This window comes from Phytohabitans flavus, from assembly GCF_011764545.1.
Taxonomy (GTDB): domain Bacteria; phylum Actinomycetota; class Actinomycetes; order Mycobacteriales; family Micromonosporaceae; genus Phytohabitans; species Phytohabitans flavus.
This window is the reverse complement of sequence record NZ_AP022870.1, coordinates 6662825-6688236: the sequence shown is the minus strand read 5'-3', so window position 1 is coordinate 6688236 and position 25412 is coordinate 6662825. Positions and strand designations below refer to the sequence as shown.

Sequence of the window (25412 nt, the reverse complement as noted above, 5' to 3'; positions counted from 1 at the left end):
GTGCGGGCATGAGTGCTTCCGGCGGCACAAAGGCGATCGTCGCGGCGCTGCTCGCCAACCTGGGCATCGCGGTCACCAAGTTCATCGCGTGGGGGCTCACCGCGTCGTCGTCGATGCTGGCCGAGTCGATCCACTCCGTGGCCGACTCCGGCAACCAGGCGCTGCTGCTGCTCGGCGGCCGGCGGGCGCAGCGGCGGGCCACCCCGCAGCACCCCTTCGGGTACGGCCGGGAGCGCTACATCTACGCGTTCATCGTGTCGATCGTGCTCTTCAGCGTGGGTGGGCTTTTCGCGCTCTACGAGGCGTGGCACAAGTTCGAGGACCCGCACGCGATCGAGAGCTGGCACTGGGTCCCGGTGGTCGTGCTCTCCGTCGCGATCGTGCTTGAGTCCTTCTCGTTCCGCACCGCGATCGTCGAGTCCAACCACGTGCGGGGCAAGGCGTCGTGGGTGCAGTTTGTCCGCCGGGCGCGGGCACCCGAGCTGCCGGTGGTGCTGCTCGAAGACCTCGGTGCGCTGCTCGGTCTGATCTTCGCGCTCTTCGGCGTGGTGCTGACGCTGATCACGGGCAACGGCGTCTGGGACGCGGTCGGTACCGCCGCGATCGGAATCCTGCTGGTCACGATCGCGATCGTGCTCGCGCTGGAGACCAAGAGCCTGCTGCTCGGCGAGAGCGCCACCCTGGAAGACCAGGCCAGGATCGAGGCGGCGATCACCGCTGGCCCCGAGGTCGAGCGCATCATCCACATGAAGACGCTGCACCTCGGCCCGGAGGAGCTGCTCGTCGCCGCGAAGATCGCGATTCTCGGCCACGAGACCGGCGAGGACATCGCCCGGCACATCAACTCGACCGAGGCCCGCATCCGCGAGGCGGTCCCGATCGCCCGGGTCATCTACCTGGAGCCGGACATCTACCAGGTGCCGGCCGAGCCGGCGCCGGCCCCGGCCGCGGGCTGATGCGGCACCTCGCCGGGCGCATCCGGCCGTACGCCTGGGGCTCGCGGTCAGCGATCGCGAGCCTCCAGGGGCGGCCGGTCCCGAGCGAGGGGCCGGAGGCGGAGCTGTGGCTGGGCGCCCACCCGGGCGACCCGGCCACGGTCGACGGGGTGAGCCTGGCCGACATCATCGCCGCCGAGCCGGCGCGCGTGCTCGGCGGCGAGGTCGTGGCGCGCTTCGGGCCTCGGCTGCCCTACCTGATGAAGGTACTCGCCGCCGCGGCGCCGCTGTCGCTCCAGGCCCACCCGGACGCGGAGCAGGCGCGGGAAGGGCACGCGGCCGGGCATCCGAGCTACGTCGACGCGTACCACAAGCCGGAGATGCTCGTGGCGGTGTCGGATTTCGAGGTGCTGTGCGGGTTTCGCGACCCGGCGGCGTCCGTGGCCGTACTGTCCACTCTGGACACGGAGGCGCTCAAGCCGGCGCTGTCCGCGCTCGGCGCGGGTGACCTGCGTCCCGCCATGGCCGAGCTGATGGGACTCCCCGCTGCCGTGGTGACCGAGGCCGCGGCGGCGCCCGACGCGCCTGAGCTGGTCCGCCGGCTCGCCGCCGCCTATCCAGGCGATCCCGGGGTGCTTGTCGCGCTGCTGCTCAACCACGTCACGCTTGCGCCCGGTCAGGCGATCTGGATGCCGGCCGGCAACCTGCACGCGTACCTCGAAGGCACCGGCGTGGAGATCATGGCGGCCAGTGACAACGTGCTGCGCGGCGGCCTCACGCCCAAGTACGTCGATGTGGACGAGCTACTTCGGGTGCTCCGCTTCGAGGTGCTGTCCGACCCGATCGTCCGGTCCGTGCCCGTGGGCACCGGGATCGTTACCTGGCCCACGCCGGCCGCCGAGTTCACCTTGTACCAGGTGCGCCCCGCATCCGGCGCCGTGGAGTTGGTGGTGACCGGGCCGAGAGTGGTGCTCTGCCTGGCCGGCGAGCTGACCGTGGACGACGGCGCCGGTGCGGTGGAGTTGACCGCTGGCCAGGCGGCGTTCGCGCCGGATGGGCCCGGTGCGCTCTCGTTCGTCGGCACCGGAGAGGCGTTCGTCGCCTCGGTACCGGCGTAGGTCGACTCTCGGCGGGTATCCGCCTCTACTGGCCGTGCGCCCTGAGCGGGTAGCCGTGCCCTCAGCTGCGCGTTTGCGTCATCAGCACAGACACGCAGATCAGGAAATTTCCGGATTCGCTTGACACTGCGGTAGCGCAATGTAACGCTATAACCACGCAGCGTTATCGCGACGAAAGGTCCGAGTCACGCGCGGGGGAACCAAACCGGGGGATGCGCGGGGCGGTGGGATTTGAGCGGACAGGCCGCTCATGACCCGCCGCCCCGCGCGCTGGTTGGTAACCGGGTCCGAGCCTTCCGGATATCCCCCGACAGCGCCCGCGTATGGTGTGGGGTCGTTTGCAAACGCGTTCGACAGGAGCTTTCATGACCAGCACTCTGCCGGCGCCGGACGCGTCGGCCTCGGCCCGCCCGCGCACGGTCGCCGAAGGCGACTTCAAGGTCGCGGACCTGTCGTTGGCCGGGTTCGGTCGTAAGGAGATCCAGCTCGCGGAGCACGAGATGCCCGGGCTCATGGCGCTGCGGCGGGAGTACGCCGACGCCCAGCCCTTGGCGGGTGCCCGCGTCACCGGCTCGCTGCACATGACGATCCAGACCGCGGTGCTGATCGAGACGCTGACCGCGCTGGGTGCGCAGGTCCGCTGGGCCTCCTGCAACATCTTCTCCACCCAGGACCACGCCGCCGCCGCGATCGTCGTCGGGCCGAACGGCACCCCGAGGCCCCGTCCGGCGTCCCGGTGTACGCGTGGAAGGGCGAGTCCCTCGCCGAGTACTGGTGGTGCACCGAGCAGGTGCTGCTGTGGCCGGACGGCCAGGGCCCCAACATGATCCTGGACGACGGCGGTGACGCCACGCTGCTGGTGCACAAGGGTGCGGAGTTCGAGCGGGCTGGCGCGGTGCCGTCGCCGGAGACCGCGGACAACGAAGAGTACGCGCTGATCCTCAGCGTGCTTCAGCGCTCGCTCACCGAGGACAACCGCCGCTGGACCCGGGTCGCCGCCGGCATCAAGGGCGTGACCGAGGAGACCACCACTGGTGTGCACCGGCTGTACGAGATGCAGGCCGCGGGCAACCTGCTCTTCCCCGCGATCAACGTCAACGACGCGGTGACCAAGAGCAAGTTCGACAACAAGTACGGGTGCCGCCACTCGCTCATCGACGGCATCAACCGGGCCACCGACGTGCTGATCGGCGGCAAGGTCGCGGTCGTCTGCGGGTACGGCGACGTGGGCAAGGGCTGCGCCGAGTCGCTGCGTGGCCAGGGCGCCCGCGTGATCGTGACCGAGGTCGACCCGATCTGCGCGCTTCAGGCGGCGATGGACGGCTACCAGGTCGCCACGCTTGAGGACGTTGTCGCGACCGCGGACATCTTCATCACCGCGACCGGCTGCTTCGACGTCATCACCAACGAGCACATGGCGCGGATGAAGCACCAGGCGATCGTGGGCAACATCGGCCACTTCGACAACGAGATCGACATGGCCGGCCTGGCCAAGCGCGACGACGTCGAGCGGATCAACGTCAAGCCGCAGGTCGACGAGTGGCGCTTCGGCGACGGCCACTCGATCATCGTGCTGTCCGAGGGGCGGCTGCTCAACCTGGGCAACGCGACGGGTCACCCGTCCTTCGTGATGTCCAACTCGTTCTCGAACCAGACGATCGCCCAGATCGAGCTGTTCACGAAGGCCGACCAGTACCCGATCGGCGTGTACACGCTGCCCAAGCACCTGGACGAGAAGGTCGCCCGGCTGCACCTGGACGCGCTGGGCGCCCGGCTGACCGAGCTCACCAAGGAGCAGGCGGCGTACCTCGGCGTGGCGGTCGAGGGCCCCTACAAGGCGGACCACTACCGGTACTGAGTGACGCTTCCAGGGTCTGTCCGGTGGGTCTTGTGGGTGCGAGGCGAGGTCCAGGCGGCGGTCCAGGGGTGCCGGGCGGAAGGTCGCATACCGGTGTTGTATGTGGCCTTTCGCCCGGTGCCGCTGGTCGTCGTCTGGACCCGCCGCAGCCCCACGAAGACCCACCGGACAGACCCTGATCGGGCCGGCGCTCAGCCGGCCCGGTTTCGCTTTTCTGGGCCGGACCGTTGGTCAGCCGGCCCGGTTTCGCTTTTGGGGGACGGACGCGGTCAGCTTGCCCGGTTTCGGTTTCTGGGGCGGACCCACGTCCACACGCAGTAGACGAGCCAGCTGACGGCGACGGCGGTGGCCAGCGCGCCGAGGTGCATGGCGTCGAGCAGGAGGACCACCGCGAGCACGGCCAGCCAGGGCAGGAGCACCTTCACCCCGCAAACGGTACTGGCTGCGGGCGGCTTTGCGGTGATCTCTTTTGCGCCGGGCTGCTGTGCGCCTCGCGGGTCCCTCTTGGGCCTGGACAAGGAGCGGCGGGCCGGTGTTTGCCGCCACCGACCCGCCGGTCCGGTCCCTGTGACTTGATCAGAGCATGTGCTGGGCCTGTGGCCCCACGACCTGTACAAGTTCCGACTCGAGCAGTCGGAGCCACCGCCGCTGCACGCTCCGCAGCGTCGTGACGATCGGGCGGCTGGGCGACTCGTCGACCGGGATCAGCACGGCGTGGTCGCCGGGGAGAACCATCAGCCAGGCGACCACACGCCCGCCCGTGCCGTCCTCGTCGCGCCGGTAGAGGGCGAAGAGAGTCGGCTTCTCATCGACGAACACCAGGCCGAGTCGCAGCTGCCAGGGCAGCTCAGGGATCTCGGGGACCAAAGTCCGCTCGTCCAGCACGGCTGCCTCCCACGGTCTTGACCCGACTCGGTGGCTGCGCGTCGACTCCGTTGTCGTCGTACTCTCAGAGTGCATGGTGTACGTCACAGATGCAAGTGCATCTGATGCCATCTTGTTGCAACCTGGCTGCTCAACTTGCGTGTACGGTATGCACGATGGCAGTAAAGCCAAGCCCTACCACCCTGCGACGGCAATTGGGCGCCGAGTTGCGCCGCTTGCGTGCCGACCGCACGGTGGCGGACGTGGCCGCTGAGCTCGGCTGGTCAGAATCCAAGCTGAGCCGCATCGAGACCGCCAATACGGGCGTCCGGCCCAAGGACCTGGACCGGCTGCTCGAGGCGTATGCCGTCGCCGAAGACGCCCGAGCACGAATCCGGGCGCTCGCAGGGCAGTCCCGGCAGCGAGCGTGGTGGGAGGCGTACGGTGACGTGCTGCCAAACGCCTACGAGACGTACATCGGGTTCGAGGCCGAAGCGATCGGCATCTACAACTACGAGGCACAGATCGTGCCTGGGCTGTTGCAGACCGCCGAGTATGCGAGCGCGGTCATCCAGGCGGACGGGATCTACGAAGACGACGAGGTGCACGGCCAGCGGGTGGCTGTAAGGATGGCGCGTCAGGCCGTGTTGACACGTGATCCGCCGCCCAAGCTGTCGGTCATCCTCGACGAGGCGGTCCTGCGCCGTCAGATCGGCGGTCCGGACGTCATGCGTCGCCAGCTCACCAGCCTGGCGGAGGCGAACGAGCGGAAAATGATCACCGTTCAGATCCTCCCGTTCTCGGCTGGCGCCCATCGGGCGTTAGCGGGGTCGTTCGTCATCCTCGAGTTCTCCGGCAACTCGGATCATCCACTCGTCTACTGCGAGGGCATGACCGGCGGGGTGTTCCGGAGTCGGCAGGACGAGCTGCGGAGCTACTGGATGAGCTATGAGTCGCTGCGCTCGGTCGCGCTGAGCCCGAAGCTCTCTGTCGAGCTCATCAACAAGGTCGCGCACGCCAGTCAGCAATGACTTCAGTGGTTCAAGGAGAGGAACGGCGCGAATGTTTGCGTCTATCAACGCCCCCGTTATCTGGCGCAAGAGCACCCGCAGCGCGGGCAACGGCCAGTGTGTAGAGATTGCCACGATGCCCGAGGGCATCGCGATGCGCGACTCGAAGGACCCTGAGGGTCCCGTTCTTCAGTTCCGTCCCGCAATGTGGCGGGACTTCGTCGGCTCTCTCCGCGCCGGAGAGTTCGACCGCTCAGCGTAGCCGCTTCCGTGGCCGAGGTGGTCCGGTCTGGACCACCTCGGATCCCCGACTACGCGTCAGCCTTAGGCTGACCCAGTTCCTCCGCGAATATGTCGATTATCTGCCGAGACCTACCTGTATAGGTGGCGGTCCAGCCCTCCGCTGCGTCCCTCCAGTAGCGGCGAGCCCACTCGCTGTTCGCCATAAACCTAAGATGCAGCCTGATTTCCTCCAAATCAGCACTGCTCGTCTGGTGTAGCAGCACGAAATAGTTGAGCACGAGATTCGTGTAGACAGTCAACCGTGGCTCGGCGTCCTTGGGGTGCGGAAAGTTGCCCCACGCCTGTAGCAGCTCCGGGTTCTCTATGGCCATCGCCAGTAGATTCGTGTGAAATTGACGAATCGCCAGCCTGCGAGCCTCGCGCATCTGGCGTTGCTGGAGGATGAGCGTGAATGCGACGCCGACCACCGCCGCTGCGGCAAGTATGGCCGATATCGCGCCGTAGGACTGCCCGATCAGGCTTAGTCGCTCCCAATCCCGGTCGCTGTCGTCGAGGATCGGCAATGCGAGCGGCGAAAGGACGATCAACGCGACCGTGGCAACGAGTGCTAGTGCCGTTGCGACGAAGCTAAGAGGGACGCGGGAAACGCGGAGTGACTTCACAAGATCACCTGACTTTGAGGGGTTGGGGTGGGGTGAAGAGTAGTGGCGCTACAGGGCGCGAGATGGTCCTTCATGATCTTGATTGAGTCCAAAAGGCCTGGTGGGGCGGTGTGCGTCACAGGGCGTTGACTTGACTCGCGGCGTGGTGAGGAGAGAAGGTGTGGCTGCCCTAAGTTAGGGGTGCCTAAGGATCCGGAGTCACACCATGGGCGACAACCCGCTGTTCGCGACGTACCTGATCGGCCTCCGCGAAGGGCTTGAGGCCACGCTGGTCGTCAGCATCCTCATCGCGTTCCTCGTCAAGTCGGACCGCCGCAACCGCCTGCCGTGGGTCGCCCTCGGCGTCACCGTCGCGGTCGCGCTCTCCGTGGGCTTCGGGGCGTTGCTCACGTACACACGGACCTCGCTGCTCGCCGACTACCGGGACCGTGAGCTCTTCGAGGCCATCACCTCCGTGGCCGCGGTCTGCTTCGTCACCTGGATGATCTTCTGGATGCGGCGGGCCGCCCGGTCCATCGCGGGCGAGCTGCGTGAAGGGCTGGACCGCGCGATCGCGGTCGGGCCGATCGCGGTGGTGCTCTTCGCCCTGCTTGCCGTGGTCCGCGAAGGGCTGGAGACGGCGCTGCTCTTCTTCGCCGCCGTACAGGGCGCGGAGAGCGACACCGGGCCGCTCCTCGCGATCCTGGGCGGCATCCTCACCAGCATCGTGGTCGGCGTGCTGCTCTACGCGAGCGCGGTACGGATCAACCTGACCCGGTTCTTCACCTGGACCGGCGTACTTCTGGTACTCGTCGCGGCCGGCATCCTCAAGTACGGCGTGCACGACTTCCAGGAGGCCGACATCCTGCCGGGCCTCAACTCCCTGGCGTACGACATCTCCAGCACCCTCGACCCGTCGACGTGGTACGCCGCGCTGCTCGCCGGCATGTTCAACATCACCCCAGCGCCCACAGTGCTGGAGGTCATCGCCTGGCTGGCGTACGCGGTACCCGTGCTGCTGCTCTTCCTCATCCCCGGCCGCAAGCGGCCCACGCCGCCCAAGCCGGCCCCCGACGCCCCGGCCTCCGCCGCACCACAGGCAGCTTGACCGCAAGGAGAACCGCACGATGCGTACCCACAGAATCCTCGCCCTCGCCGCGGCCGGCGCCTTGGCCGGCGGTGCCCTCGCGGCCTGCTCCGACGACGCCGGCTCGGAGGGTGATGCCGCCGCCGGCCCGATCGTGGTCAACGCGACCGACAGCGTGTGCGAGGTCGCCACGACCGACGTCGACGCCGGGACGGTGACCTTCAAGGTGACCAACAAGGGCGTCAAGGTCACGGAGTTCTACGTGTACGCCCAGGGTGACCGGGTGATGGGCGAAGTGGAGAACATCGCGCCGGGCCTCAGCCGCGAGCTGCACGTCGAGCTGCCGGCGGGTACGTACGAAACGGCGTGCAAGCCGGGCATGGTGGGCAAGGGCATCCGCGGGGCGCTCAAGGTGAACGGGTCGGCCGCGCCGCTGACCGCCGACGCCGCGCTCGCCTCGGCCACCGAGAGCTACCAGCGGTACGTCAAGAGCCAGACCGGCGCGCTCCTGGAGCAGACCCAGCAGTTCGTGGCGGCGGTCAAGGGCGGCGATGTCGCCAAGGCCAAGGAGCTGTTCCCGATCGCGCGTACGTACTGGGAGCGGATCGAGCCGGTCGCGGAGATCTTCGGTGACCTCGACCCGAAGATCGACGGGCGCGAGGAGGTCATCGAGGAGGGCATGGAGTTCACCGGGTTCCACCGGATCGAGAAGGATCTGTGGACGACCGGCGACATCTCCAAGGACGGCCCGCTGGCCGACAAGCTGATGGCTGACGTCAACGAGATCGTCGCGAAGGCGAACGCCGAGAAGCTCTCCCCGCTCCAACTCGCCAACGGCGCCAAGGAACTGCTCGACGAGGTGGCCTCCGGCAAGATCACTGGCGAGGAGGACCGCTACTCGCACACCGACCTGTGGGACTTCGCCGCCAACCTGGAGGGCTCGAAGGCAGCGATCGCGTCGCTCCGCCCCGCGCTGGAGCAGCGTGCGCCTGAGCTGGTCACACAGCTCGACACGGAGTTCGCCAACGTGGAGACCACGCTGGGCAAGCACCGGGCGGGCGACGGCTGGAAGCTGCACAACCAGCTCAACCAGGACGAGCTGAAGGAACTGTCCGACTCGATCAACGCCCTGGCCGAGCCGATCAGCAAGGTCGCGGCGGTCGTCGCGAAATGAGGTGACTGGTCCGATGAACCGGCGCAGGGCAATCGCACTGGCAGGCATCGGGGTCGTGGGCGCGGGCGCGGCGGCGAGCGCCGCCGCGCTGCTGCGGGACGACCACCCGGCGACCGCGGGGGCGTCCGGCGCGGTCGAGTTCTACGGCGAACAGCAGGCCGGCATCGTCACGCTGGCCCAGGACCGGCTGCACTTCGTGGCGTTCGACGTAGTCACGAAGAGTCGCGACCGGCTTGTCGAGATGCTGCGGGAGTGGACCGAGGCGGCCGCCAGGATGGCCGCGGGCAAGGATGCCGGTCTCATCGGCGCGGTCGACGGCATCCCCGAGGCGCCGCCGGACGACACCGGTGAGGCGCTGGGGCTGCCGCCGTCCGGCCTGACGCTGACGATCGGCTTCGGGCCGTCACTGTTCCGCAACGCGGACGGCGTGGACCGGTTCGGCCTCGCCGCCCAGCGCCCCGCCGCGCTGGCCGACCTGCCCCGCTTCCCAGGCGACGCGCTCGACCCCAAGATCTCCGGCGGCGACCTCTGCGTGCAGGCCTGCGCCAACGACCCGCAGGTCGCCGTGCACGCGATCCGCAACCTGGCCAGGATTGGGTTCGGCACGGTCAGCGTGCGGTGGTCGCAGCTCGGCTTCGGCCGTACCTCCTCGACGTCCACCGCGCAGGCGACCCCACGCAACCTCTTCGGCTTCAAGGACGGCACGGCCAACCTGAAGGCCGAGGAGGAGGGCCTGCTCCGCGACCACCTGTGGGTACAGCCCGGCGACGGACCATCCTGGATGGAGGGTGGCTCGTACTCGGTCACCCGCAAGATCCGGATGCTCGTCGAGACCTGGGACCGCACTCCGCTGGCGGAGCAGGAGGCGATCGTCGGGCGGGCCAAGGGCAGCGGTGCGCCGCTCGGCGGTAAGGACGAGTTCGACGAGCCCGACTTCGCCGTCAAGGGCGAGGACGGCGAGCCGACGATCGCCGAGGTGGCGCACGTACGGCTGGCCCACCCGGACCAGAACGGCGGCGCGCGCCTGCTCCGGCGCGGCTACAACTTCGTCGATGGCTCGGACGGGCTCGGGCGGCTCAATGCGGGCCTGTTCTTCATCGCGTACCAGCGGGACCCGCGCAAGCAGTTCGTGCCCGTACAGACGGCGTTGGCCCGCAACGACGTGATGAACGAGTACATCCGGCACGTCTCCAGCGGCCTCTTCGCCTGCCCGCCCGGGGTGCGTGAGAAGGGCGACTTCTGGGGCCGCGCACTCTTCGGCTGACCGTCGACCTCAGTCGGGCGCGGCCTGGCGCAACGTGCTGGCCACCGGCGGTCGGCGCATACCGGTCCAGTCGGGCTGCTCCACGGTGGGCCCCAGCCACGGCGGCCTCGGCCAGGCGTGGCTCGGCCACTCGTACGGGGCGCCGGGCGGGACCGGTACCGGCGGGCGGGTGAGCAGTGTCGCCGGGCGTGCCGGCCCCGCGAGCCCGGGCCAGAGCGCCGCGGTGGCCGCGCGGGCGCGGGCCAGGCGGTCGGCGGCCCGGCGGTGCCGCTCGGCGAGGACGGCAGCGAGGTACGCCCAGCCCGGCACGCCCGGCGGAGGCGGCGGCGTGGTCTTGGCCAGGATCTCCCCGGCGAGCGCCTGCCCCAGCCGGCTCCGCTCCGGCTCGGAGAGGCCGTGGCCGCGGGCCAGGAAGTGGCGTACGGCCAGCGCCAGGTCGTCGTCGAGCCCGGTCAGGTCGAGGGTGGACGCCCAGCTCGCCAGCGGTCGCGGCATTCCCGGCACCCAGCCCCACGAGGCCGGCGTGCGCTCGTGGATCACCATCGTGCCGGCGGCCAGGTCTCCGAGGCGCTTGCCGCGCGGGTTGGCCAGCATCGTGGCCAGGCTCGCGACCCAGGTGACCAGCGGCAGCACCAGGCCTGGCCACTCCAGGGCGACGCCGACGAGGGCGCGGGTGAGCGCGTGGCGGAAGCGCACCGGGCCGCCGTCGTCCCGTACGACCCGCAGGCCGAGCGCGAACTTGCCGACGGTACGGCCGCGGGTGAGCGTCTCGCAGAGCGTCGGGTAACCCACAAGCACGAGCACAATACCCACGGTGAACAGTGCGCCTTCGAGTGCGGCGTCGACGACCGGGGTGCTGGACAGCGCCACCGCCACGATGACCAGCAGCGCGACGGCGAGCATCACCTGGACCGCGATGTCGATCAGCAGCGAGAGGACCCGGGAACCGACCCGGGCCACGCGTACCTCGACCTCGACCGCCTCCCCGCTGACGAGGACGCCGGCGGCGTGCACTTGCGCGCTCACCCGACAAGTGAACACCATGTCGGGCGTGGACCTCGACGCGTACGTGGCCGAGCACGACGCCGAGTGGCGACGGCTGGAGCAGCTGTCCCGCGGCCGGCGGCTGACCGCGGCCGAGGTGGACGAGCTCGTGTGGCTCTACCAGCGGGCCGCCACGCACCTGTCGGTCGTCCGCAGCCGCTCGCCTGATCCGGCGCTTGTCGCGCGCCTGTCGCGGCTTGTGCTCGCCGCCCGTGCCACGATCACCGGGGGCAGCCACCTCTCGTGGCGGGAGGTGGGCCGCTTCTTCACCGAGGGCTTCCCACTGGCCGCCTACCGGGCGGGTGCGTGGTGGTCCGGCGTCGGGGTGGCGTTCACCGCGCTCACCGGGTTTCTCATGTGGTGGGTGGCCGGCCACCCGGAGAGCGCGGGCGCGTTCATCGGCGAGGAGGCGGCCAAAGACCTCGTCGCGTCGGAGTTCGCCGGGTACTACACGGAGTTCCTCCCGCAGACCTTCGCGTTTCACCTGTGGACGCACAACGCCTGGCTGGCGGCCCAGTGCCTGGCCTCCGGCGTGCTGATCGTGCCGGTCCTCTGGCTGCTTTGGAGCAACGCGCTCAACATCGGCGTGGTCGGCGGCGTGATGATGTCGTACGGGCGCGGCGACCTCTTCTTCAGCCTGATCACGCCGCACGGGCTGCTGGAGCTGACCGGGATCTACGTGGCGGCCGGCGTCGGGCTGCGGATTGGCTGGTCGTGGATCGCGCCCGGCCCGCACCGTACCCGCGGCCGGGCGGTGGTCGAGGCGGCGCGGGACGGCATGCTTGTGGCGGTCGGGCTTGTCGGCGTGTTCGCGGTATCGGCGGTGGTCGAGGCGTTCGTGACGCCGTCGCCGCTGCCCACGGTCTTCCGCATCGGCATCGGCGCGGCGGTCTGGCTGGCGTTCCTCGGCTACGTCGTGATCCTGGGTGGCGCGGCCGCGGCAAAGGCTAAAGCTTCCCCGCCTGCTTGAGCGCGAGGTAGGTGTCGGCCACCCGGGAGGCGAAGGTGTCGACCGGCGCGTCCAGCACCTCCACGCCGTGCCTGGTCAGCGCCGACCGCACCCGGTCGCGCTCGCCGAGCGTACGCAGGGCGGCGGCGGCCAGGTACGGGTCGCCCCGCGCCTCGGCGAGCAGCGGGTCGTGTACGGCGGCCACAAGCACCTTGTGCCGCGTGGCCAGCCGGGGCAGCACCGGCAGGAGGCCGTCGCCGAGGGCGCCCGGCTCCAGCGCGGTGAAGAGCACCACCAGCGCCCGCTTGCGCTCCCGCCGCAGCACCTCGCCGACCACCAGCTCGAAGTCGGTCTCCACCAGGGACGGCTGGAGCGGTGCGAGGGCGTTGACAAGGCGGGGGAGCAGCACGTGCCGGCCGCCGGAGACGGTGGCTCGGACGGCGGTGTCGACCGCGAGCAGGTCGACCTGGTCACCGGCGCGCAGGGCGAGTGCGGAGAGCAGGAGCGCGGCGTCGATGGCCGCGTCCAGGCGGGGCTCGGTGCCGGCGAGCACCGCCGAGGTACGGCCGGTGTCGAGTACGCACACCACGCGCCGGTCGCGCTCCGGCCGCCAGGTGCGCACGAGCACGTCGGAGCGGCGTGCGCTGGCCCGCCAGTCGATGGAGCGGACGTCGTCGCCGATGACGTACTCGCGCAGCACGTCGAACTCGGTGCCCTGCCCGCGCCCTCGGGTGACCGTGGAGCCTTCGAGCGTACGGAGGCGGGCGGTCTTTTCCGGCAAGAAGCGCCGCGAGTCGAAGCGGGGCAGTACCCGTAGCGTCCACTGTGGTGTAGCGGGGCGGCCGGCCCGCTGCCGGAAGGCGAGCCGCAGCGGCCCGTGCGAGCGGAGGGTCAGCCGTACCGCCGGCCGATCGCCGCGGCGGGTCGGGGTCAGCGAAGTCTCCACGGTCACCGCGCTGCCCGGCTCCACCACCACCCGGTGCACCGCCGGGGTGGCGCCGGCCGAGGGCACCCACGAGTCGCGGATGTCGGCCTGAAGCACCCGCGGCGAACGGTTTGCCACGCGCAGCGAGATGGTCGCGGTCTCGCCCGAGCGCACCGTACGCGTGCCGTCCCGGGTGAGCTCGACGTCCCGCAGCGGAGCGGCGAGCACGAAGTCCACGGTGGACAGTACGAACACGCCACCGGTGAGCACCGCGAGCCCCAACCACGGCGACGGCCACAGCGGGAGCGTGGCGGCCGAGAGGGTCAGCAGCAGGGCGGCGCGGCCAGTGACCATCAGCGCGGTGTCGGCACGGTCGCGAGCACCGAGTCGAGTACGGCATCCGCGGTCACGCCCTCGAGCTCGGCCTCCGGGCGCAGCCGTACCCGATGCCGGAGCGTGGCGCGGGCCACCGCCTTGATGTCGTCGGGCGTGACGTAGTCCCGCCCGGCCAGCCAGGCCCACGCCTTCGCGGTGACGAGCAGCGCGGTGCCGCCGCGTGGCGAGGCGCCCAGCTCCAGCGAGGGCGAGGTGCGGGTCGCCCGGCAAAGGTCCACAATGTACGCCATTACCTGCTCGGCCACGCCGACCCGCTGCATGCTGGCCCGCCCGGCGGCGAGGTCGGCGGCGCTGGCGACCCGCTGCACGCCGGCCGCCTTCAGGTCGCGCGGGTCAAAGCCGGCGTGGTGCGCGCGCAGCACGCCGATCTCCTCGTCCCGGCTGGGCAGCGGCACGCTCAGCTTGAGCAGGAAGCGGTCCAGCTGCGCCTCCGGCAGCGGGTACGTGCCCTCGTACTCGATCGGGTTCTGGGTGGCCGCCACGATGAACGGCTCGGGGAGCGGCCGGGGCATGCCATCGACGGATACCTGGCGCTCCTCCATCACCTCCAGCAGCGCCGACTGGGTCTTCGGCGGGGTGCGGTTGATCTCGTCGGCGAGCAGAAGGTTGGTGAAGACCGGGCCGGTGCGGAACTCGAAGACCGCGCTGCGCGGGTCGTAGACCGGCGAGCCGGTGACGTCGCCGGGCATCAGGTCGGGGGTGAACTGGAGCCGCTTGGCGTCCAGGTCGAGCGCCGCGGCGATCGTGCGTACCAGCAGCGTCTTGGCCACGCCAGGCACGCCCTCCAGCAGCACGTGGCCCCGGCACAGCAGCGCGATCACCATGCCTGTGACGATGGCGTCCTGGCCGACCACGGCCTTGGCCACCTCGGCGCGCAGCCGGTGCAGGGCGGCGCGGGCATCGTCGGATCCCGCGGGAAGGGTCACCGTGCTCTCCTTATGGCTTCGACAAGCGCGTCCAGGTCGGACTGGAGGCGCCGCAGGTCATCGTCGCTCTCCGGGGTGGGCCCGTCCAGCAGGCCCTCGATCTGCTCCGGGTCCCACCGTGCCGCCGCGGCGGCGGCGTCCACAAGCGACGCCCCGGCGGTCGGGGCGAGCAGCTGCGTGAGCCGGTCCCGCGCCGCCGCCCGAAGGAGGTCCGCGGTGGGCCCACGCGCCTTGGCTCGCCGGTAGAGCCGGCCCCGCCCGTGCACGGTCTCCGCCGCCCGTACCGTCACCGGCAGCGGCTCGGTCACCGGCGGACCGAGCCGGCGGGCCCGCCACAGCGCCAGGAGCACCGCGGCGAGCGCGAGCTGGATCAGCAGCGCCCAGAACCATGGGGGGAAGGCGTTCCACAATGGGTTTTCACTGTCCACATCGGATGCGGATGGGCTGTCACGTGAGCCCTCGCCGGCCTGACTGTCGGAGCCCGAGCCGTCGCCCTCTTCGCCGGGCGTGCCCTCACCCCCGTCCTCGGTGTACTCGCCGTCGCGCGGGTCCTCGCCGAGCGACGGTGGCACGCCGTCGGACGACCCGGGCTCGTCGACGACGCCCGGCGGCGGCTCCAGCTTGTGCAGGTCGAGCCAGACCACGCGGGGCCGGGTGGCGAGCAGGCCGGTGGCGAGCGCCGCGTTGCCGTGCTCGCCGATCCTGTCGTTGCGGAACGGGTCGCTCGCGCCGATCACTATGAGGTCGGCCCGCTGCCAGCTCACCCGGACGACCCCGGCGTCGTAGCAGTGGACGCCGTCGCCCTTGTACCGCTGGCGCAGCGCCGCCGCCGGTCCGGCCGCGCGGGCCTCGTCCACCGCGCAGTCGGGGGCCACCGCGCGGGCCGCCCACCGCCGGCCGACCAGCGCGAGCGGGATCGACGCGTCGTCCAGCGCCTGGCGCGCGGGGTCGACGAGCACGATGCGCGTGCTCGGCGGCAACAGGCGCAGCATGGCGAGGTAGTCGGGGTGCACCACTCGCGGCACCGGCACGAAGAGGGTCGCGTCCCCCTGGTTCGCCGAGACGAGGGCGTCCGGGGTACGGGTCTCCCGCTCCACGCGTACGCCCCGGTCGGCGAGCGCCTGCGCCAGCCGCTGCCCACCGATCCCGTCGACGCTGATGGGGCTGAGAAACTCGGGGTCGCTCGGGTCGGGCTCGTTCACCGAGTACGCCACACCGGTCACGGCGAAGACGAGCGCCACCACGCCCAGCGGGATCGCGAACCGGTGCCACCTCCTCATGACAGCGCCCGGTGCATCTGGTCGGCCAGCTCGCGCATCCGCTGGTCATGCTGGGCGCCGGCGGGGCGCTGGCCGTACCACACCTCGGAGAAGACGCCGCCGGCCGCGCGCAGCGGCGCGTCGACCACCGGCCGGGCACGGGCGGCCGCACCCGCCAGCTCCGCGACGGTCCACCCTGGGCGGTGCTCGACCACCTGGCGTTCGATCAGCTCACGCACCATGGCCCGGTGCCGCTCGCGGACCGCCTCGGCGTACCGGCCCTGGGCCGCGAACCGGTCGGCCAGCGAGACGAACGCCGCCACCGGCAGGTCGGGCAGCTCCGTATCCGGGGTCTCGGGCGCAGGCTGGACCGCCTCCTGGGCGTCCCGCTTGCGGCGGCGGAAGGGCCAGTGGAAGCGCGGCCTGCGCAGCCGTATCCGGGGCATGCGGAGGCGGGGGAAGCGGCGCGGCACCCAGTGCGGCCACCAGTACCAGGCGGCACCGATCAGGGCGGCGGCGAGCAGCAGGCCCAGCGCGGCCAGCGGTAGCGGAACCACGTCGCCGAACGCCGCGACGGCCTCGGTCCACCATCTGCTCAACGGGCCACTCCCAGCAGCGCCGGGGTGAGCGGGCCGCGGCGGCCGGCGCGGGAGAGCAGGATGTCCAGGCCCTCGGTGCGCATCCGGGTCTCCAGGTGGAGCACCGCGTCGAGGCAGGCGAGCGTGGGGTAGGCCACAGTGTTGACCAGGATCCAGGCCAGCGCGCTCGTCAGGGCGGTCCACTCCGCGCCGCCGAGGCTGAGCAGGTCGAGGGCGGCCCACGCCCCGAGGCCCAGGGCCACCCGGATGGCCAGCCACGCCACGTACCCCAGGATGCGGATCCCAGCCGCGCGCAGGCCGGCCCGGGAGGCCAGCGTCGCGGACCGCCACAGTGCGCGTCCAGGGCCGAGCCGGTCGAGCACCACCGCCGGGGCGACCAGCCCGAACAGCCCGTACACGAGGAACCAGGCGGGACCGGCGAGTGCGGCGAGGAACATCGCCGCCCCGGCCACGACGGCGACCACGGCCACCGCCCCCAGTCGGCCGCCCTTCGGCCGCAGGAGATCCCGGGCCCGTGGCCGCTGCCCCAGCACGTCGGCACCGGCGGCCCGGGCGGTCAGCCCGCCCAGCAGCGCGATGATCGTGACCTCGGTGGCCGCGCCGGCCGCGAGCAGCACCCAGTAGAGCTCGAGCTCGCGCAGCTGGGGGAAGTCGGGCAGGTAAGCCGGGGCCTCCGCATCGGCGGCCAGCCGCAGCGGGGCGAGCATCGCCTGCTCGATCGCGGCCAGGACGGCGGCCACCGGAAGCAACGCCCGTCCATGCGCACGCAACAGCGACACCGCGGCGTCGAGCAGCTCGCCGACGGTGAGCGGGCGCAGCGGCAGCAGCACTGCGCCATCCTGGCACGGGCCCGCTACCTCGGCTAACCCGTGCGGCTTCGACCGTGGACGTCCTTGCTCTGCCGCGGGCGCCCGTGAGGCCAGTGCTCGCTCACGGATCGTCCCATTTGTCATAACCCCAGGTGAGGGCGGTCCCATGGATCTGACACGAGGTGGAATATTGAACGCATGAGGGCACGGGTACTGGTTGTCGACGATGATCCCGCGCTGGCCGAGATGCTTGGCATCGTCTTGCGCAGCGAGGGCTTTCTGCCGTCTTTCGTCGCTGACGGTGAGCGGGCACTGGCCGCTTTCCGGGAAAACAGGCCCGACATCGTGCTGCTCGACCTGATGCTGCCGGGCATGAGCGGCATCGACGTATGTCGGTCAATTCGCGGCGAATCGGGCATTCCGATCGTGATGCTCACCGCCAAGAGCGACACCGTTGACGTGGTGCTCGGCCTGGAGTCCGGCGCCGACGACTACGTGGTCAAGCCGTTCAAGCCCAAGGAGCTCGTGGCCCGGATGCGGGCCCGGCTGCGCCGCGGCGAGGACGCCGCGCCCGAGTTGCTGACCATCGGCCCGCCCGGCAACCAGATCACGATCGACGTGCCGGCCCACACGGTCAGCCGCGACGGTGACGAGGTCAAGCTGACGCCGCTGGAGTTCGACCTGCTGGTCGCCCTGGCTCGCAAGCCGCGCCAGGTGTTCACCCGGGAGGTGCTCCTGGAGCAGGTCTGGGGCTACCGCCACGCGGCCGACACCCGCTTGGTCAACGTTCACGTACAGCGACTGCGCGCCAAGATCGAGCCGGACCCCGAGCGGCCGGAGATCATCCTGACCGTGCGCGGCGTGGGCTACAAGGCGGGGACCGGATAGCCTGGTGTCGCCGTGGCTGCCGATACACGCTCCGTAACCGCGCTGACTGCGCGGGCGCTGGAGGCTGCCCTCGATCTGTGGCGGCGGGTGGCGCGCCGGGGCGCGGTGATCGCGGGGCCGCTGCACCACACCTGGCGCCGGTCGCTGCACTTCCGGATCGTCGCCATCACGCTTGTCGCGTCGAGCGTGCTGGTCAGCTCATTCGCCTACCTGGTGGCCACGCAGAGCACCAACATCCTCCTGGACCGTACGAGGAACGCCGCGCTGAAGCAGCTCCGAGTCGACACCGACTACGCGGCAGAGCAGTTGAGTTCCTTCAACCAGGCGTATGACCCGCAGGTCCAGACGAGCCTCCGCCAAATCGTCAGCACCCTCTCCCGGGGCGGACCGGAGCAGGGCGGCGCGATCGTGGTGCTTACCGCGAGCCGGCACCCGTACCTGAAACCCGCGCAGTCGGTCGACGTCTCCCCGCTGATCAGCCCCGACCTCGCGCGGCGCGTGGCGGTCGACGGCTGGGTCTCGGACCAGATCCGCACCCATGACTTCGGTTCGGCCCCGACCAAATACCTCGTGACCGGTTCCCCGGTGCCCACGGGGTTCGGCCCGGTGGAGCTCTACTACATAGTTCCGCTCTCGACCGAGGACCAGACCGCCGGACAGATCCGCACGATGGTGCTGTTTACCGGTGGCGCGCTGGTCATCCTGCTCGGCGTGCTCTCCGCGCTGGTGACGCGGCTGGTGGTCCGGCCCGTGCGGGTGGCGGCCCGCACGGCGCAGCGCCTCTCCGCCGGCCTGCTCGACCAGCGGATGGCCGTGCACGGCGAAGACGATCTGGCGTTGCTGGCCGCCTCGTTCAACCAGATGGCGACAAACCTGCAAAGACAGATCGTGCGGCTGGAGGAGATGTCCCGGCTGCAACGGCGGTTCACCTCGGACGTATCGCACGAGCTGCGTACCCCGCTGACCACCGTGCGGATGGCGGCTGACCTGATCTTCGCGGAACGGGACGAGTTCGACCCGACGGTCGCGCGCGCGGCCGAGCTGCTCCAGGCCGAGCTCGACCGGTTCGAGGGCCTGCTCACCGACCTGCTGGAGATCAGCCGCTTCGACGCCGGGTTCGCGATGCTCGACGCCGAGCCGACCGACCTGGTGCCCGTCGTGCGCCGCGTCGTCGAGCGGCTGGATGGTCTCAGCTCCCGCGCCGGCGTATTGATCGACCTGAGCCTGCCGGAGACCCCCGTGATCGCCGAGGTCGATCCGCGCCGGGTCGAGCGGATCCTGCGCAACCTGGTCGGCAACGCGGTCGAGCACGGCGAGGGACGGCCGGTGTCCGTGGCGCTCGGCGCCGACGAGGCCGCGGTCGCGGTGACCGTCCGGGATCACGGCATCGGCCTGCGTCCGGGCGAGGAAAAGCTCGTGTTCAACCGGTTCTGGCGGGCTGACCCGTCGCGGGCCCGGCAGACCGGCGGTACCGGCCTCGGCCTCTCGATCAGCCTGGAGGACGCGCGGCTGCATGGCGGCTGGCTGGAGGCCTGGGGCGCGCCGGCCCAGGGCGCCCAGTTCCGGCTGACGCTCCCGGTGCGGGCGGGCGACCGGCTGACCTCCTCGCCCCTTCGACTCGTACCGCCCGACGCCGTGCCCGGGCACACCGTCGACGTACGACCCCCGACACTGGAGGTGACCGGGTGAGGCGGCGGATCATCCTGGCCACCCTCGCGGCGGCCCTCGCGGTCGGCCTGACCGGCTGCGGGATACCCGACGAGACCGCGGTGCGGGACATCGGGCCCGGTCCCAAGCCCGGAAAACAGACGAGCGGCGGCGCCGGTGTGAGCCCGCCCACGCGCGAGGCCGCGACCACCAAGGAGACCTTCACCGCCAACTTCCTGAATGCCGGCGCCGGCGAGCCGGACAAGATGGCGGAGCGGATCAGGGGGTACGTGTCGGAGAGCGCCCGCTCCAAAGTGGGCCGGGGCGTCAGCATCAACGTCATCCGACTCCGTGAGCCGGCGACGTACACCGAGGTGGGGCAGGAGACCTGGAAGGTCACCCTCAACGTCGAACAGGTCGGCGTGCTCGACGGGCATGGCTCGGTCGGCCCGCCTGAGCTCACCAACTCGACGGTCCAGTTCACCATCAGCGGCATCGAGGGCGACAACACCTGGTTCGTCACGGATCCCCCGAAGGACCTGCTGCTGAACGCGGAAGCACTGACGTCGACGTACTTCATCCCGCAGACCATCTACTTCTGGAGCCTTGACCGCACCACGCTGGTGCCGGACAGCCGCTACATGGCCAGCGAGCTGGACAAGGGGCGGCAGCCGACCAGGATCGTCGACTGGCTGATCAGCGGCCCGTCGGCATGGCTCGAACCGGCGGTCAGCCCGCTCAGCAGCGATACCAAGAGCAACCAGAACGTGCCCTACCCGAAGGATCGGCTGGACGTGGCTTTGAACGCGGCCGCAGCCGAGCCGCCGCCCGGTACCAGCAACATCGACATGGTTCTTCAGCTGGGCCAGCAGCTGATGTGGTCGCTTCGGCAGTACGTGGAGGTGGACCTCCAGCTGTTGCTGGACGGCGAGAAGGCCCGGGTCTTCACCCGGGACGCGGCGTTCTACGACGTGAACGCCGCGAACCGAGCGCCCGAAGGGCCGGAGCTGGAAGAGGCGCAGCCCGAGCGGTTCGCGATCCTCGAGGGCAAGATCTACCGGCTCAAGGGCTCACCGGATGGCGGCCGCCAGCCGCTGCCGCAGCTCCTGCTCACCAAGGGTGTCAACGAGGGCGTCGTCTCGGCCGCCCTGGCCCGCGAGACGAGTGACGAGGGCTTGCGGACGGCCGCGGCGCTCGTGATCCAGCAGGGTGGGAAGTTCAAGCTGCGGCTTGTCACGGCCGTGGGCGACAGCGTCCGCCCGCCTGAGACGAGTGCGCTGGGGTTCGCGTCGATGGGGCGGCCGGTCTGGCTCAAGGCCCCGATGAACGTCGGGCTCGTGGTCGCTGACAAGAAGCTCTGGCGGTTTACGCCGGACGGCCAGTTGGAGCGGGTCGCGCTGCCCGCCGGGATCGACGAGGACGTCGCCGACGTCAGCGCCGCTCCGGATGGCCGCCAGATCGCGGTCCTGGCCGGGGGGCAGGTGCATGTGCTCGGCATCTCCAGGGACGGCGTCACGGTCCAGGTGGAAAACAAGTCGAACCGGCGGGTGTCCACCCCGTTGAAGAACGTGTCCGCGGTCGACTGGAGTGAGGAGACCAAGGTCGCGCTCGCCGGCGCCGGGCAGGATAACAAGCCGGCCGTGTGGGAGCTGAGCGTCGACGGAGCGCTCGCGCAGCGCCAGTACGGCGACTCTGGCGGCACCGTGACGCACCTGGTGGCGTACCCCGACGATCCGGTCGCCTCCGAGTTCAGCACCACCAAGGTGATGTACTCCCGTGAGGACGCCGCCTTCGACCTCGCCGGCGACAAGCCGGCGATCGAGGCCGACGAGGTGGTGGGCGCCCCCGGTGAGGTCGATCCGGACAAGGTGACCTCACCCTTCTTCCTGCTGGACTGAGCGTGTCCGGCTGGGCGGGGATCGTCGACCTCGTACTGCCGGCCGGGTGTGCGGGGTGCGACGCGGAGCGGGTCCCGCTGCGGTACGGCGTCTGCGCACCCTGCTCGGACGAGCTGGAGCGGCTCCGCCCCGGTCCGACCGCGCCCTCTCCCGTGCCGCCCGGCCTGCCACCATGCACTGCGCTCGGGGCGTACGACGGGGTGCTGCGGGACGTGCTGCTCGGGTACAAGGAACGCGGCCGGCACGGTCTCGCGGTGCCGCTGGGCGCACTGCTGGCGGATGTCGTCGCGGCCGCTGTGGGCGACGCCCGTGGCGGCGTACTCCTGGTGCCGGTGCCGGCCACCGCGAAGGCCGCGCGGGCCCGGCACGGTGACCACATGCTGCGGCTGGCCCGGCGGGCGGCGGAGCGGTTGGGGCAGGCGGGCTGGCCCACGGCGGTGGCCCAGCCGATACGCGCGCTACCCCGCCCCGACTCGGCGGAGCTCGGGGCAGCCGACCGGGCCGCGGCGGCGGAGTCGGCCTTTCGGATCAGGACGGGCCGGGTGCCGGCGCTGCGCCGCGATGCCGCCGGGCGGGCGGTCGTGGTGGTCGACGACATCGTCACGACCGGCGTCACGCTGGCCGCGGTGAGCCGGGAGTTGAGATCGGCCGGCGTGCACGTCGACCGAGTTGCGATACTTGCAGCCACCCAGTTGCGTTACGGCCAGTAGGGGGCCTTTCAGCACATCGTGCTCGCTGGGCGAATCTTCTCGAAACGGTCTTGAATGAGGGCGTGACTACTCGCCCCGCAGGAGTTAGTTTCTTCTTAACCGGGGTATGAGCATCGGTTCAACCACCGGATGGACAGGCGCAACCGTCCTGTCCCTCGCAGCCGGAGAGGAGGCGCAAATCCTTCATCGTCATCCGGCAACCGGCCGGTGACGTCACCACAGAACCATCGTGGGGGAGGTCACGCGTGGACATCGTCGTCAAGGGGCGCAACGTCGAAGTGCCCGATCACTACCGCGTACACGTAGGCGACAAACTCGCCAAGATCGAGCGCTACGACCAAAAGCTCATCCGGGTCGACGTCGAACTATTCCACGAGCGAAACCGGCGACAGTCGGACTACTGCCAGCGCGTCGAGATCACCGTCTACTCACGAGGGCCGGTCATCCGGGCCGAGGCCTGCGCCAAGGACTTCTACGGCGCACTCGACAGCGCGATCGCCAAGCTCGACACCAGATTGCGCCGCGCCGCTGACCGGCGGCGGGTGCACCGCGGCCGCCACACTCCCGTCTCCGTCGCCGCGGCGACGGCGGGCCTGCCCACTTCGTGGGCCAACGAATCCCCGGCTGCCGCACGAGATGGGTCAATGGCCGCCACGGCCGTCGCGACTCCGCTGGAGGAGTACGACGAGGACCAGCCGTGGCGCATCGTCCGGGAGAAGGAGCACCCGGGCGAGCCGATGGCCGTCGACGACGCGCTCTTCCAGATGGAGCTCGTCGGGCACGACTTCTATCTCTTCCTCGACAAGGACAACGGTCGGCCGAGCGTCGTCTACCGGCGCAAGGGCTACGACTACGGGATCATCGCCCTGTCCGCCTGATCCCGCGCCACGTCAGCGGCGAGAAGGCCGTAGATGACGTCGTCGACGCGGGTGCCGGAGAGGCCGGGCAGCCGTCCGCGGAGGTAGCCCTCCCGCCGGAAGCCGGCCTTCTCCAGCACCCGCTGCGACGCGGCGTTCCCCGGCAGGGTGCCCGCCGTGAGCCGCCCTATGCCAGCCTGCGTGACCGCCCAGCGGGACAGCAGCTGGACGGCCCGGGTGGGCATGCCACGGCCCCGCCAGGCCGGAAGCATCGCGTAGCCGATGCCGGCCGTGGCCGTACGCGGGTCCTCGTAGTAAAGGCCGATGGTGCCCACGGGTGTCCCGGTTGCCGCGTCGGCGATGACCAGGTCGGCCCGCTCGCCGGCCAGCCACCACCCCTCGGCGCGGGCGCACCGCAGCTCCACCTCCTCGCGGTCCGGCACGATCGGCGGCAGGCTCGTGCCAGCCACGTCCGGCAGCGACAGCAGGGCGTGCAGGAAGGCGGCGTCACCCGGCCAGACCGGCCGTAGCGTCACCGCGCCGTCGGTGAGCGCACCGCCGGGCAGGTCGGGCAGCAGCCGCCTGGTGGGGCCGGGCGCATCGCCGGCGAGGCGGGCCCAGACCACGAGGTCGTACCGGCCGTTCAAGCCTTGGCCGCCACTGCGGCGTACCCCCTCGCGCTGGAACCCGGTGGCGAGCGCGACCCGCTGGCTCGGCGCGTTGGCCAGGTCGGTGAGCAGCTCCAGGCGGCTGAAGCCGCGGTCGAACGCCCAGGCGGCCAGCGCCCGCGCGGCCGAGGTCGCCACGCCGCGGCGGCGGGCCCACTGTGCGACCCAGTAACCGATCTCGCCCTGGCTGCGCTCCGGCACGATCCGGCTGACGCCCACCCCACCGAGGAGGCGGTCGGTGGCCGGGTCGGCGATCGCGTACGCCGCACCGCCGGCCGCCCACGCCGACGGGGCGCCGTGCGTGATCCAGTGCGCCGCGTCGTCCCGGGTGTACGTCCGGGCGTTCGGCTCGGCGTACCCGGCGGCGAGGTCGTCGATGTCCCGATCGTGGAACGGGCGGAGCCGTACGTGGTCGGCGTGGATCACGATCACGGGACGAGCCCTCCAACCCATGCGTCCCGGCGCTCGCCGCGCTGGGCGAGGGCGGCACGCTGCGTGCCCTCGAAGGCGAACCCGACCTTCTCCGCGACCCGCCGCGAGGCGACGTTGCCCACGTGTGCCCGCCAGACGATCCGGGCCAGGTCCAGTGACTTGAAGCCCCAGTCGCAGAGGGCGGCCAGGGCCGCCGGAGTGTATCCGCGGCCGCGCGCCCAGGGGGCGGCCAGGTAGCCGACCTCGCCGACGAACGGGTCTTCAGCCGAGATGTTCAGGTCGATCGAGCCGACCCACGCCCCATCCGTATCGGCGATCGCGTAGACCACGCCCGCCCCACGCACCCACTTCAGGGGCGCGATGCGGAGCGCGAAGTCTTCGGCATTTGCCCGCTCGTACGGGTCCGGCACGGTCGTCCAGCGCACGCTCTCAGGGTCGCGGCAGGCGTCGACCAACGCGTCCAGGTCGCGTGGCTCCAATGGGCGCAGCCGCAGCCCGCCCTTTGCCGCGAGTACCGGCTGCGGACCGTTGAACAGGCGTGCCCGGCGCACCACCGACTCGTCGAGCACGGGGGCCATCGGGTCGCCGGGCAGCAGCGCGCCCACCCAGCCGTCACCGCCGTCGTCGGCCATCCGCAGGTAGCCCTCGACCCTGAAGCCGGCGCGGAGCGCGACGAGCCGGGAGGCGTGGTTGCCGACCCGTGCCTGCCACACCACTCGCCGCAGGCCGAGCGACTCGAAGGCCCACCGGGACACCGCCCGGATCGCGCGTGTGGCCACGCCCCGGCGGCGGGCCCAGGGTGCGGTCCAGTAGCCCACCTCGGCCGAGTCGAGCACCCGGTCGATCGTGACGAGGCCGCAGGAAGCGAGCAGGTCGCCGGTATCGGGGTCGATCACCGCGAACGGCGCACCAGTGCCTTCCCGCCACGCGGCGGCGGACTGCTGGGTGACGAAGTAGCGGGCGTGTTCGAGGAGGTAGGGCGACGGCACCCGGGTCCAGCGTTGGATCGCCGGATCCTGGCAGGCCCGGTGGACCGCGTCGGCATCCTCCGCCCGCCATGGCCGAAGTATCAGCCCTTGATCGTTAATCTCCGGTTGGCCGTTCGCTTGTGCCCCCACGCCGACATGTTGCCGTACCGTTCGCGGCGGGCATAACCGAATACGCACAGCGTCTAAGGCAAAATGTCCGCTTTGGCGTGATCGCCGGAGACG

24 protein-coding genes and 1 pseudogene are annotated in these 25412 nt (G+C 70.9%); 14 read left to right on the top strand and 11 right to left on the bottom strand.

Translation table 11 applies throughout. The features are described 5' to 3' along the window. Positions 1-8 precede the first annotated feature (8 nt). From Pflav_RS29255 to ahcY, 3 genes and pseudogenes are all read left to right on the top strand, one after another. Positions 9-956 carry a cation diffusion facilitator family transporter gene (locus Pflav_RS29255; RefSeq protein ID WP_173039827.1) on the top strand — a complete coding sequence of 316 codons (948 nt, stop codon included), beginning with the start codon at positions 9-11 and terminating at the stop codon, positions 954-956. Continuing rightward, positions 956-2053, top strand: coding sequence for a mannose-6-phosphate isomerase, class I (gene manA / locus Pflav_RS29250; protein WP_173039825.1), 1098 nt, complete (start codon positions 956-958; stop codon positions 2051-2053). Before Pflav_RS29255 ends, manA begins: the two co-directional genes overlap by 1 nt. Before the next feature lie 365 nt (positions 2054-2418). Then, a pseudogene (gene ahcY / locus Pflav_RS29245) lies at positions 2419-3911 on the top strand (adenosylhomocysteinase). A 269-nt stretch (positions 3912-4180) separates the two neighbouring features. On the opposite strand, the gene Pflav_RS29240 reads toward ahcY, so the two are convergent. Next, positions 4181-4336 carry a hypothetical protein gene (locus Pflav_RS29240; protein ID WP_173039823.1) on the bottom strand — a complete coding sequence of 52 codons (156 nt, stop codon included), beginning with the start codon at positions 4334-4336 and terminating at the stop codon, positions 4181-4183. A gap of 151 nt (positions 4337-4487) precedes the next feature. Continuing rightward, positions 4488-4796 carry a hypothetical protein gene (locus Pflav_RS29235; protein ID WP_173039821.1) on the bottom strand — a complete coding sequence of 103 codons (309 nt, stop codon included), beginning with the start codon at positions 4794-4796 and terminating at the stop codon, positions 4488-4490. Positions 4797-4885: 89 nt separating this feature from the next. On the opposite strand from Pflav_RS29235, the gene Pflav_RS29230 reads away from it, so the two are divergent. Both Pflav_RS29230 and Pflav_RS29225 read left to right on the top strand, forming a co-directional pair. Beyond that, on the top strand, positions 4886-5806 hold the full coding sequence (locus Pflav_RS29230; RefSeq protein ID WP_232072062.1) for a helix-turn-helix domain-containing protein: 921 nt from the start codon (positions 4886-4888) through the stop codon (positions 5804-5806). Positions 5807-5837: 31 nt separating this feature from the next. After that, positions 5838-6047 (top strand): DUF397 domain-containing protein, encoded by a 210-nt coding sequence (locus tag Pflav_RS29225; RefSeq protein WP_173039819.1) that lies wholly within the window; start codon positions 5838-5840, stop codon positions 6045-6047. A gap of 49 nt (positions 6048-6096) precedes the next feature. Here the strand turns inward: Pflav_RS29225 and Pflav_RS29220 are convergent, their stop codons facing one another. After that, on the bottom strand, positions 6097-6690 hold the full coding sequence (locus Pflav_RS29220; RefSeq protein ID WP_173039817.1) for a DUF6082 family protein: 594 nt from the start codon (positions 6688-6690) through the stop codon (positions 6097-6099). A gap of 205 nt (positions 6691-6895) precedes the next feature. Here Pflav_RS29220 and efeU point away from each other — a divergent pair, with 205 nt between their 5' ends. The 3 genes from efeU to efeB are packed head-to-tail and all read left to right on the top strand — an operon-like array spanning position 6896 to position 10194. Continuing rightward, on the top strand, positions 6896-7777 hold the full coding sequence (gene efeU, locus Pflav_RS29215) for an iron uptake transporter permease EfeU (protein WP_377307839.1): 882 nt from the start codon (positions 6896-6898) through the stop codon (positions 7775-7777). A gap of 19 nt (positions 7778-7796) precedes the next feature. Continuing rightward, positions 7797-8930, top strand: a complete 1134-nt coding sequence (gene efeO / locus Pflav_RS29210; protein ID WP_173039815.1) for an iron uptake system protein EfeO — start codon at positions 7797-7799, stop codon at positions 8928-8930. A gap of 13 nt (positions 8931-8943) precedes the next feature. Beyond that, positions 8944-10194, top strand: coding sequence for an iron uptake transporter deferrochelatase/peroxidase subunit (gene efeB, locus Pflav_RS29205; RefSeq protein WP_173039813.1), 1251 nt, complete (start codon positions 8944-8946; stop codon positions 10192-10194). A gap of 9 nt (positions 10195-10203) precedes the next feature. On the opposite strand, the gene Pflav_RS29200 is transcribed toward efeB, so the two are convergent. Further along, on the bottom strand, positions 10204-11220 hold the full coding sequence (locus Pflav_RS29200) for an RDD family protein (RefSeq protein WP_232072060.1): 1017 nt from the start codon (positions 11218-11220) through the stop codon (positions 10204-10206). Between the two features lie 25 nt (positions 11221-11245). Here Pflav_RS29200 and Pflav_RS29195 point away from each other — a divergent pair, with 25 nt between their 5' ends. Then, positions 11246-12208 carry a stage II sporulation protein M gene (locus Pflav_RS29195; protein ID WP_173039809.1) on the top strand — a complete coding sequence of 321 codons (963 nt, stop codon included), beginning with the start codon at positions 11246-11248 and terminating at the stop codon, positions 12206-12208. Here Pflav_RS29195 and Pflav_RS29190 read toward each other — a convergent pair. From Pflav_RS29190 to Pflav_RS29170, 5 genes are read right to left on the bottom strand one after another with little or no spacing between them, the layout of a single operon-like run. After that, on the bottom strand, positions 12186-13466 hold the full coding sequence (locus tag Pflav_RS29190) for a DUF58 domain-containing protein (protein ID WP_173039807.1): 1281 nt from the start codon (positions 13464-13466) through the stop codon (positions 12186-12188). The genes Pflav_RS29195 and Pflav_RS29190 overlap by 23 nt on opposite strands. After that, positions 13466-14434: an AAA family ATPase gene (locus Pflav_RS29185; protein ID WP_173039805.1), complete on the bottom strand. Its 969-nt coding sequence runs from the start codon at positions 14432-14434 to the stop codon at positions 13466-13468. Before Pflav_RS29185 ends, Pflav_RS29190 begins: the two co-directional genes overlap by 1 nt. After that, positions 14431-15714 carry a DUF4350 domain-containing protein gene (locus tag Pflav_RS29180; protein WP_173039803.1) on the bottom strand — a complete coding sequence of 428 codons (1284 nt, stop codon included), beginning with the start codon at positions 15712-15714 and terminating at the stop codon, positions 14431-14433. The genes Pflav_RS29185 and Pflav_RS29180 overlap by 4 nt, the downstream gene beginning before the upstream one ends. After that, entirely contained in the window at positions 15711-16292 is a 582-nt protein-coding gene (locus Pflav_RS29175) for a DUF4129 domain-containing protein (protein WP_173039801.1), read from the bottom strand. Before Pflav_RS29175 ends, Pflav_RS29180 begins: the two co-directional genes overlap by 4 nt. After that, positions 16289-17122, bottom strand: coding sequence for a serine/threonine-protein kinase (locus tag Pflav_RS29170; protein WP_173039799.1), 834 nt, complete (start codon positions 17120-17122; stop codon positions 16289-16291). Before Pflav_RS29170 ends, Pflav_RS29175 begins: the two co-directional genes overlap by 4 nt. Before the next feature lie 177 nt (positions 17123-17299). Here Pflav_RS29170 and mtrA point away from each other — a divergent pair, with 177 nt between their 5' ends. The 5 genes from mtrA (at position 17300) to hpf (ending at position 23122) form a co-directional block, all read left to right on the top strand. Next, positions 17300-17989 (top strand): MtrAB system response regulator MtrA, encoded by a 690-nt coding sequence (gene mtrA / locus Pflav_RS29165; protein WP_173039797.1) that lies wholly within the window; start codon positions 17300-17302, stop codon positions 17987-17989. A gap of 12 nt (positions 17990-18001) precedes the next feature. Beyond that, positions 18002-19678, top strand: a complete 1677-nt coding sequence (gene mtrB, locus Pflav_RS29160) for an MtrAB system histidine kinase MtrB (protein WP_173039795.1) — start codon at positions 18002-18004, stop codon at positions 19676-19678. Continuing rightward, positions 19675-21534 carry an LpqB family beta-propeller domain-containing protein gene (locus Pflav_RS29155; protein ID WP_173039793.1) on the top strand — a complete coding sequence of 620 codons (1860 nt, stop codon included), beginning with the start codon at positions 19675-19677 and terminating at the stop codon, positions 21532-21534. Before mtrB ends, Pflav_RS29155 begins: the two co-directional genes overlap by 4 nt. Positions 21535-21536: 2 nt before the next feature. Next, complete coding sequence (locus Pflav_RS29150) at positions 21537-22244, top strand: ComF family protein (RefSeq protein WP_173039791.1); 708 nt, start codon at positions 21537-21539, stop codon at positions 22242-22244. Positions 22245-22489: 245 nt separating this feature from the next. Continuing rightward, positions 22490-23122, top strand: coding sequence for a ribosome hibernation-promoting factor, HPF/YfiA family (gene hpf, locus Pflav_RS29145; RefSeq protein ID WP_173039789.1), 633 nt, complete (start codon positions 22490-22492; stop codon positions 23120-23122). Here hpf and Pflav_RS29140 read toward each other — a convergent pair. Then, positions 23095-24222, bottom strand: coding sequence for a GNAT family N-acetyltransferase (locus tag Pflav_RS29140; RefSeq protein WP_173039787.1), 1128 nt, complete (start codon positions 24220-24222; stop codon positions 23095-23097). The two genes, hpf and Pflav_RS29140, sit on opposite strands and share 28 nt — an antisense overlap. Further along, complete coding sequence (locus tag Pflav_RS29135; RefSeq protein WP_173039785.1) at positions 24198-25319, bottom strand: GNAT family N-acetyltransferase; 1122 nt, start codon at positions 25317-25319, stop codon at positions 24198-24200. The genes Pflav_RS29140 and Pflav_RS29135 overlap by 25 nt, the downstream gene beginning before the upstream one ends. Between the last annotated feature and the right edge of the window lie 93 nt (positions 25320-25412).

Excerpts from the sequence above, each read along its gene's own strand:
- efeO (WP_173039815.1), top strand. The coding sequence starts at position 7,797 with ATGCGTACCCACAGAATCCTCGCCCTCGCCGCGGCCGGCGCCTTGGCC.
- Pflav_RS29255 (WP_173039827.1), top strand. The coding sequence starts at position 9 with ATGAGTGCTTCCGGCGGCACAAAGGCGATCGTCGCGGCGCTGCTCGCC.
- Pflav_RS29190 (WP_173039807.1), bottom strand. The coding sequence starts at position 13,466 with ATGGTCACTGGCCGCGCCGCCCTGCTGCTGACCCTCTCGGCCGCCACG.
- manA (WP_173039825.1), top strand. The coding sequence starts at position 956 with ATGCGGCACCTCGCCGGGCGCATCCGGCCGTACGCCTGGGGCTCGCGG.
- efeB (WP_173039813.1), top strand. The coding sequence starts at position 8,944 with ATGAACCGGCGCAGGGCAATCGCACTGGCAGGCATCGGGGTCGTGGGC.
- Pflav_RS29230 (WP_232072062.1), top strand. The coding sequence starts at position 4,886 with ATGCAAGTGCATCTGATGCCATCTTGTTGCAACCTGGCTGCTCAACTT.
- efeU (WP_377307839.1), top strand. The coding sequence starts at position 6,896 with ATGGGCGACAACCCGCTGTTCGCGACGTACCTGATCGGCCTCCGCGAA.
- Pflav_RS29140 (WP_173039787.1), bottom strand. The coding sequence starts at position 24,222 with ATGGGTTGGAGGGCTCGTCCCGTGATCGTGATCCACGCCGACCACGTA.
- mtrA (WP_173039797.1), top strand. The coding sequence starts at position 17,300 with ATGAGGGCACGGGTACTGGTTGTCGACGATGATCCCGCGCTGGCCGAG.
- Pflav_RS29180 (WP_173039803.1), bottom strand. The coding sequence starts at position 15,714 with ATGAGGAGGTGGCACCGGTTCGCGATCCCGCTGGGCGTGGTGGCGCTC.
- Pflav_RS29225 (WP_173039819.1), top strand. The coding sequence starts at position 5,838 with ATGTTTGCGTCTATCAACGCCCCCGTTATCTGGCGCAAGAGCACCCGC.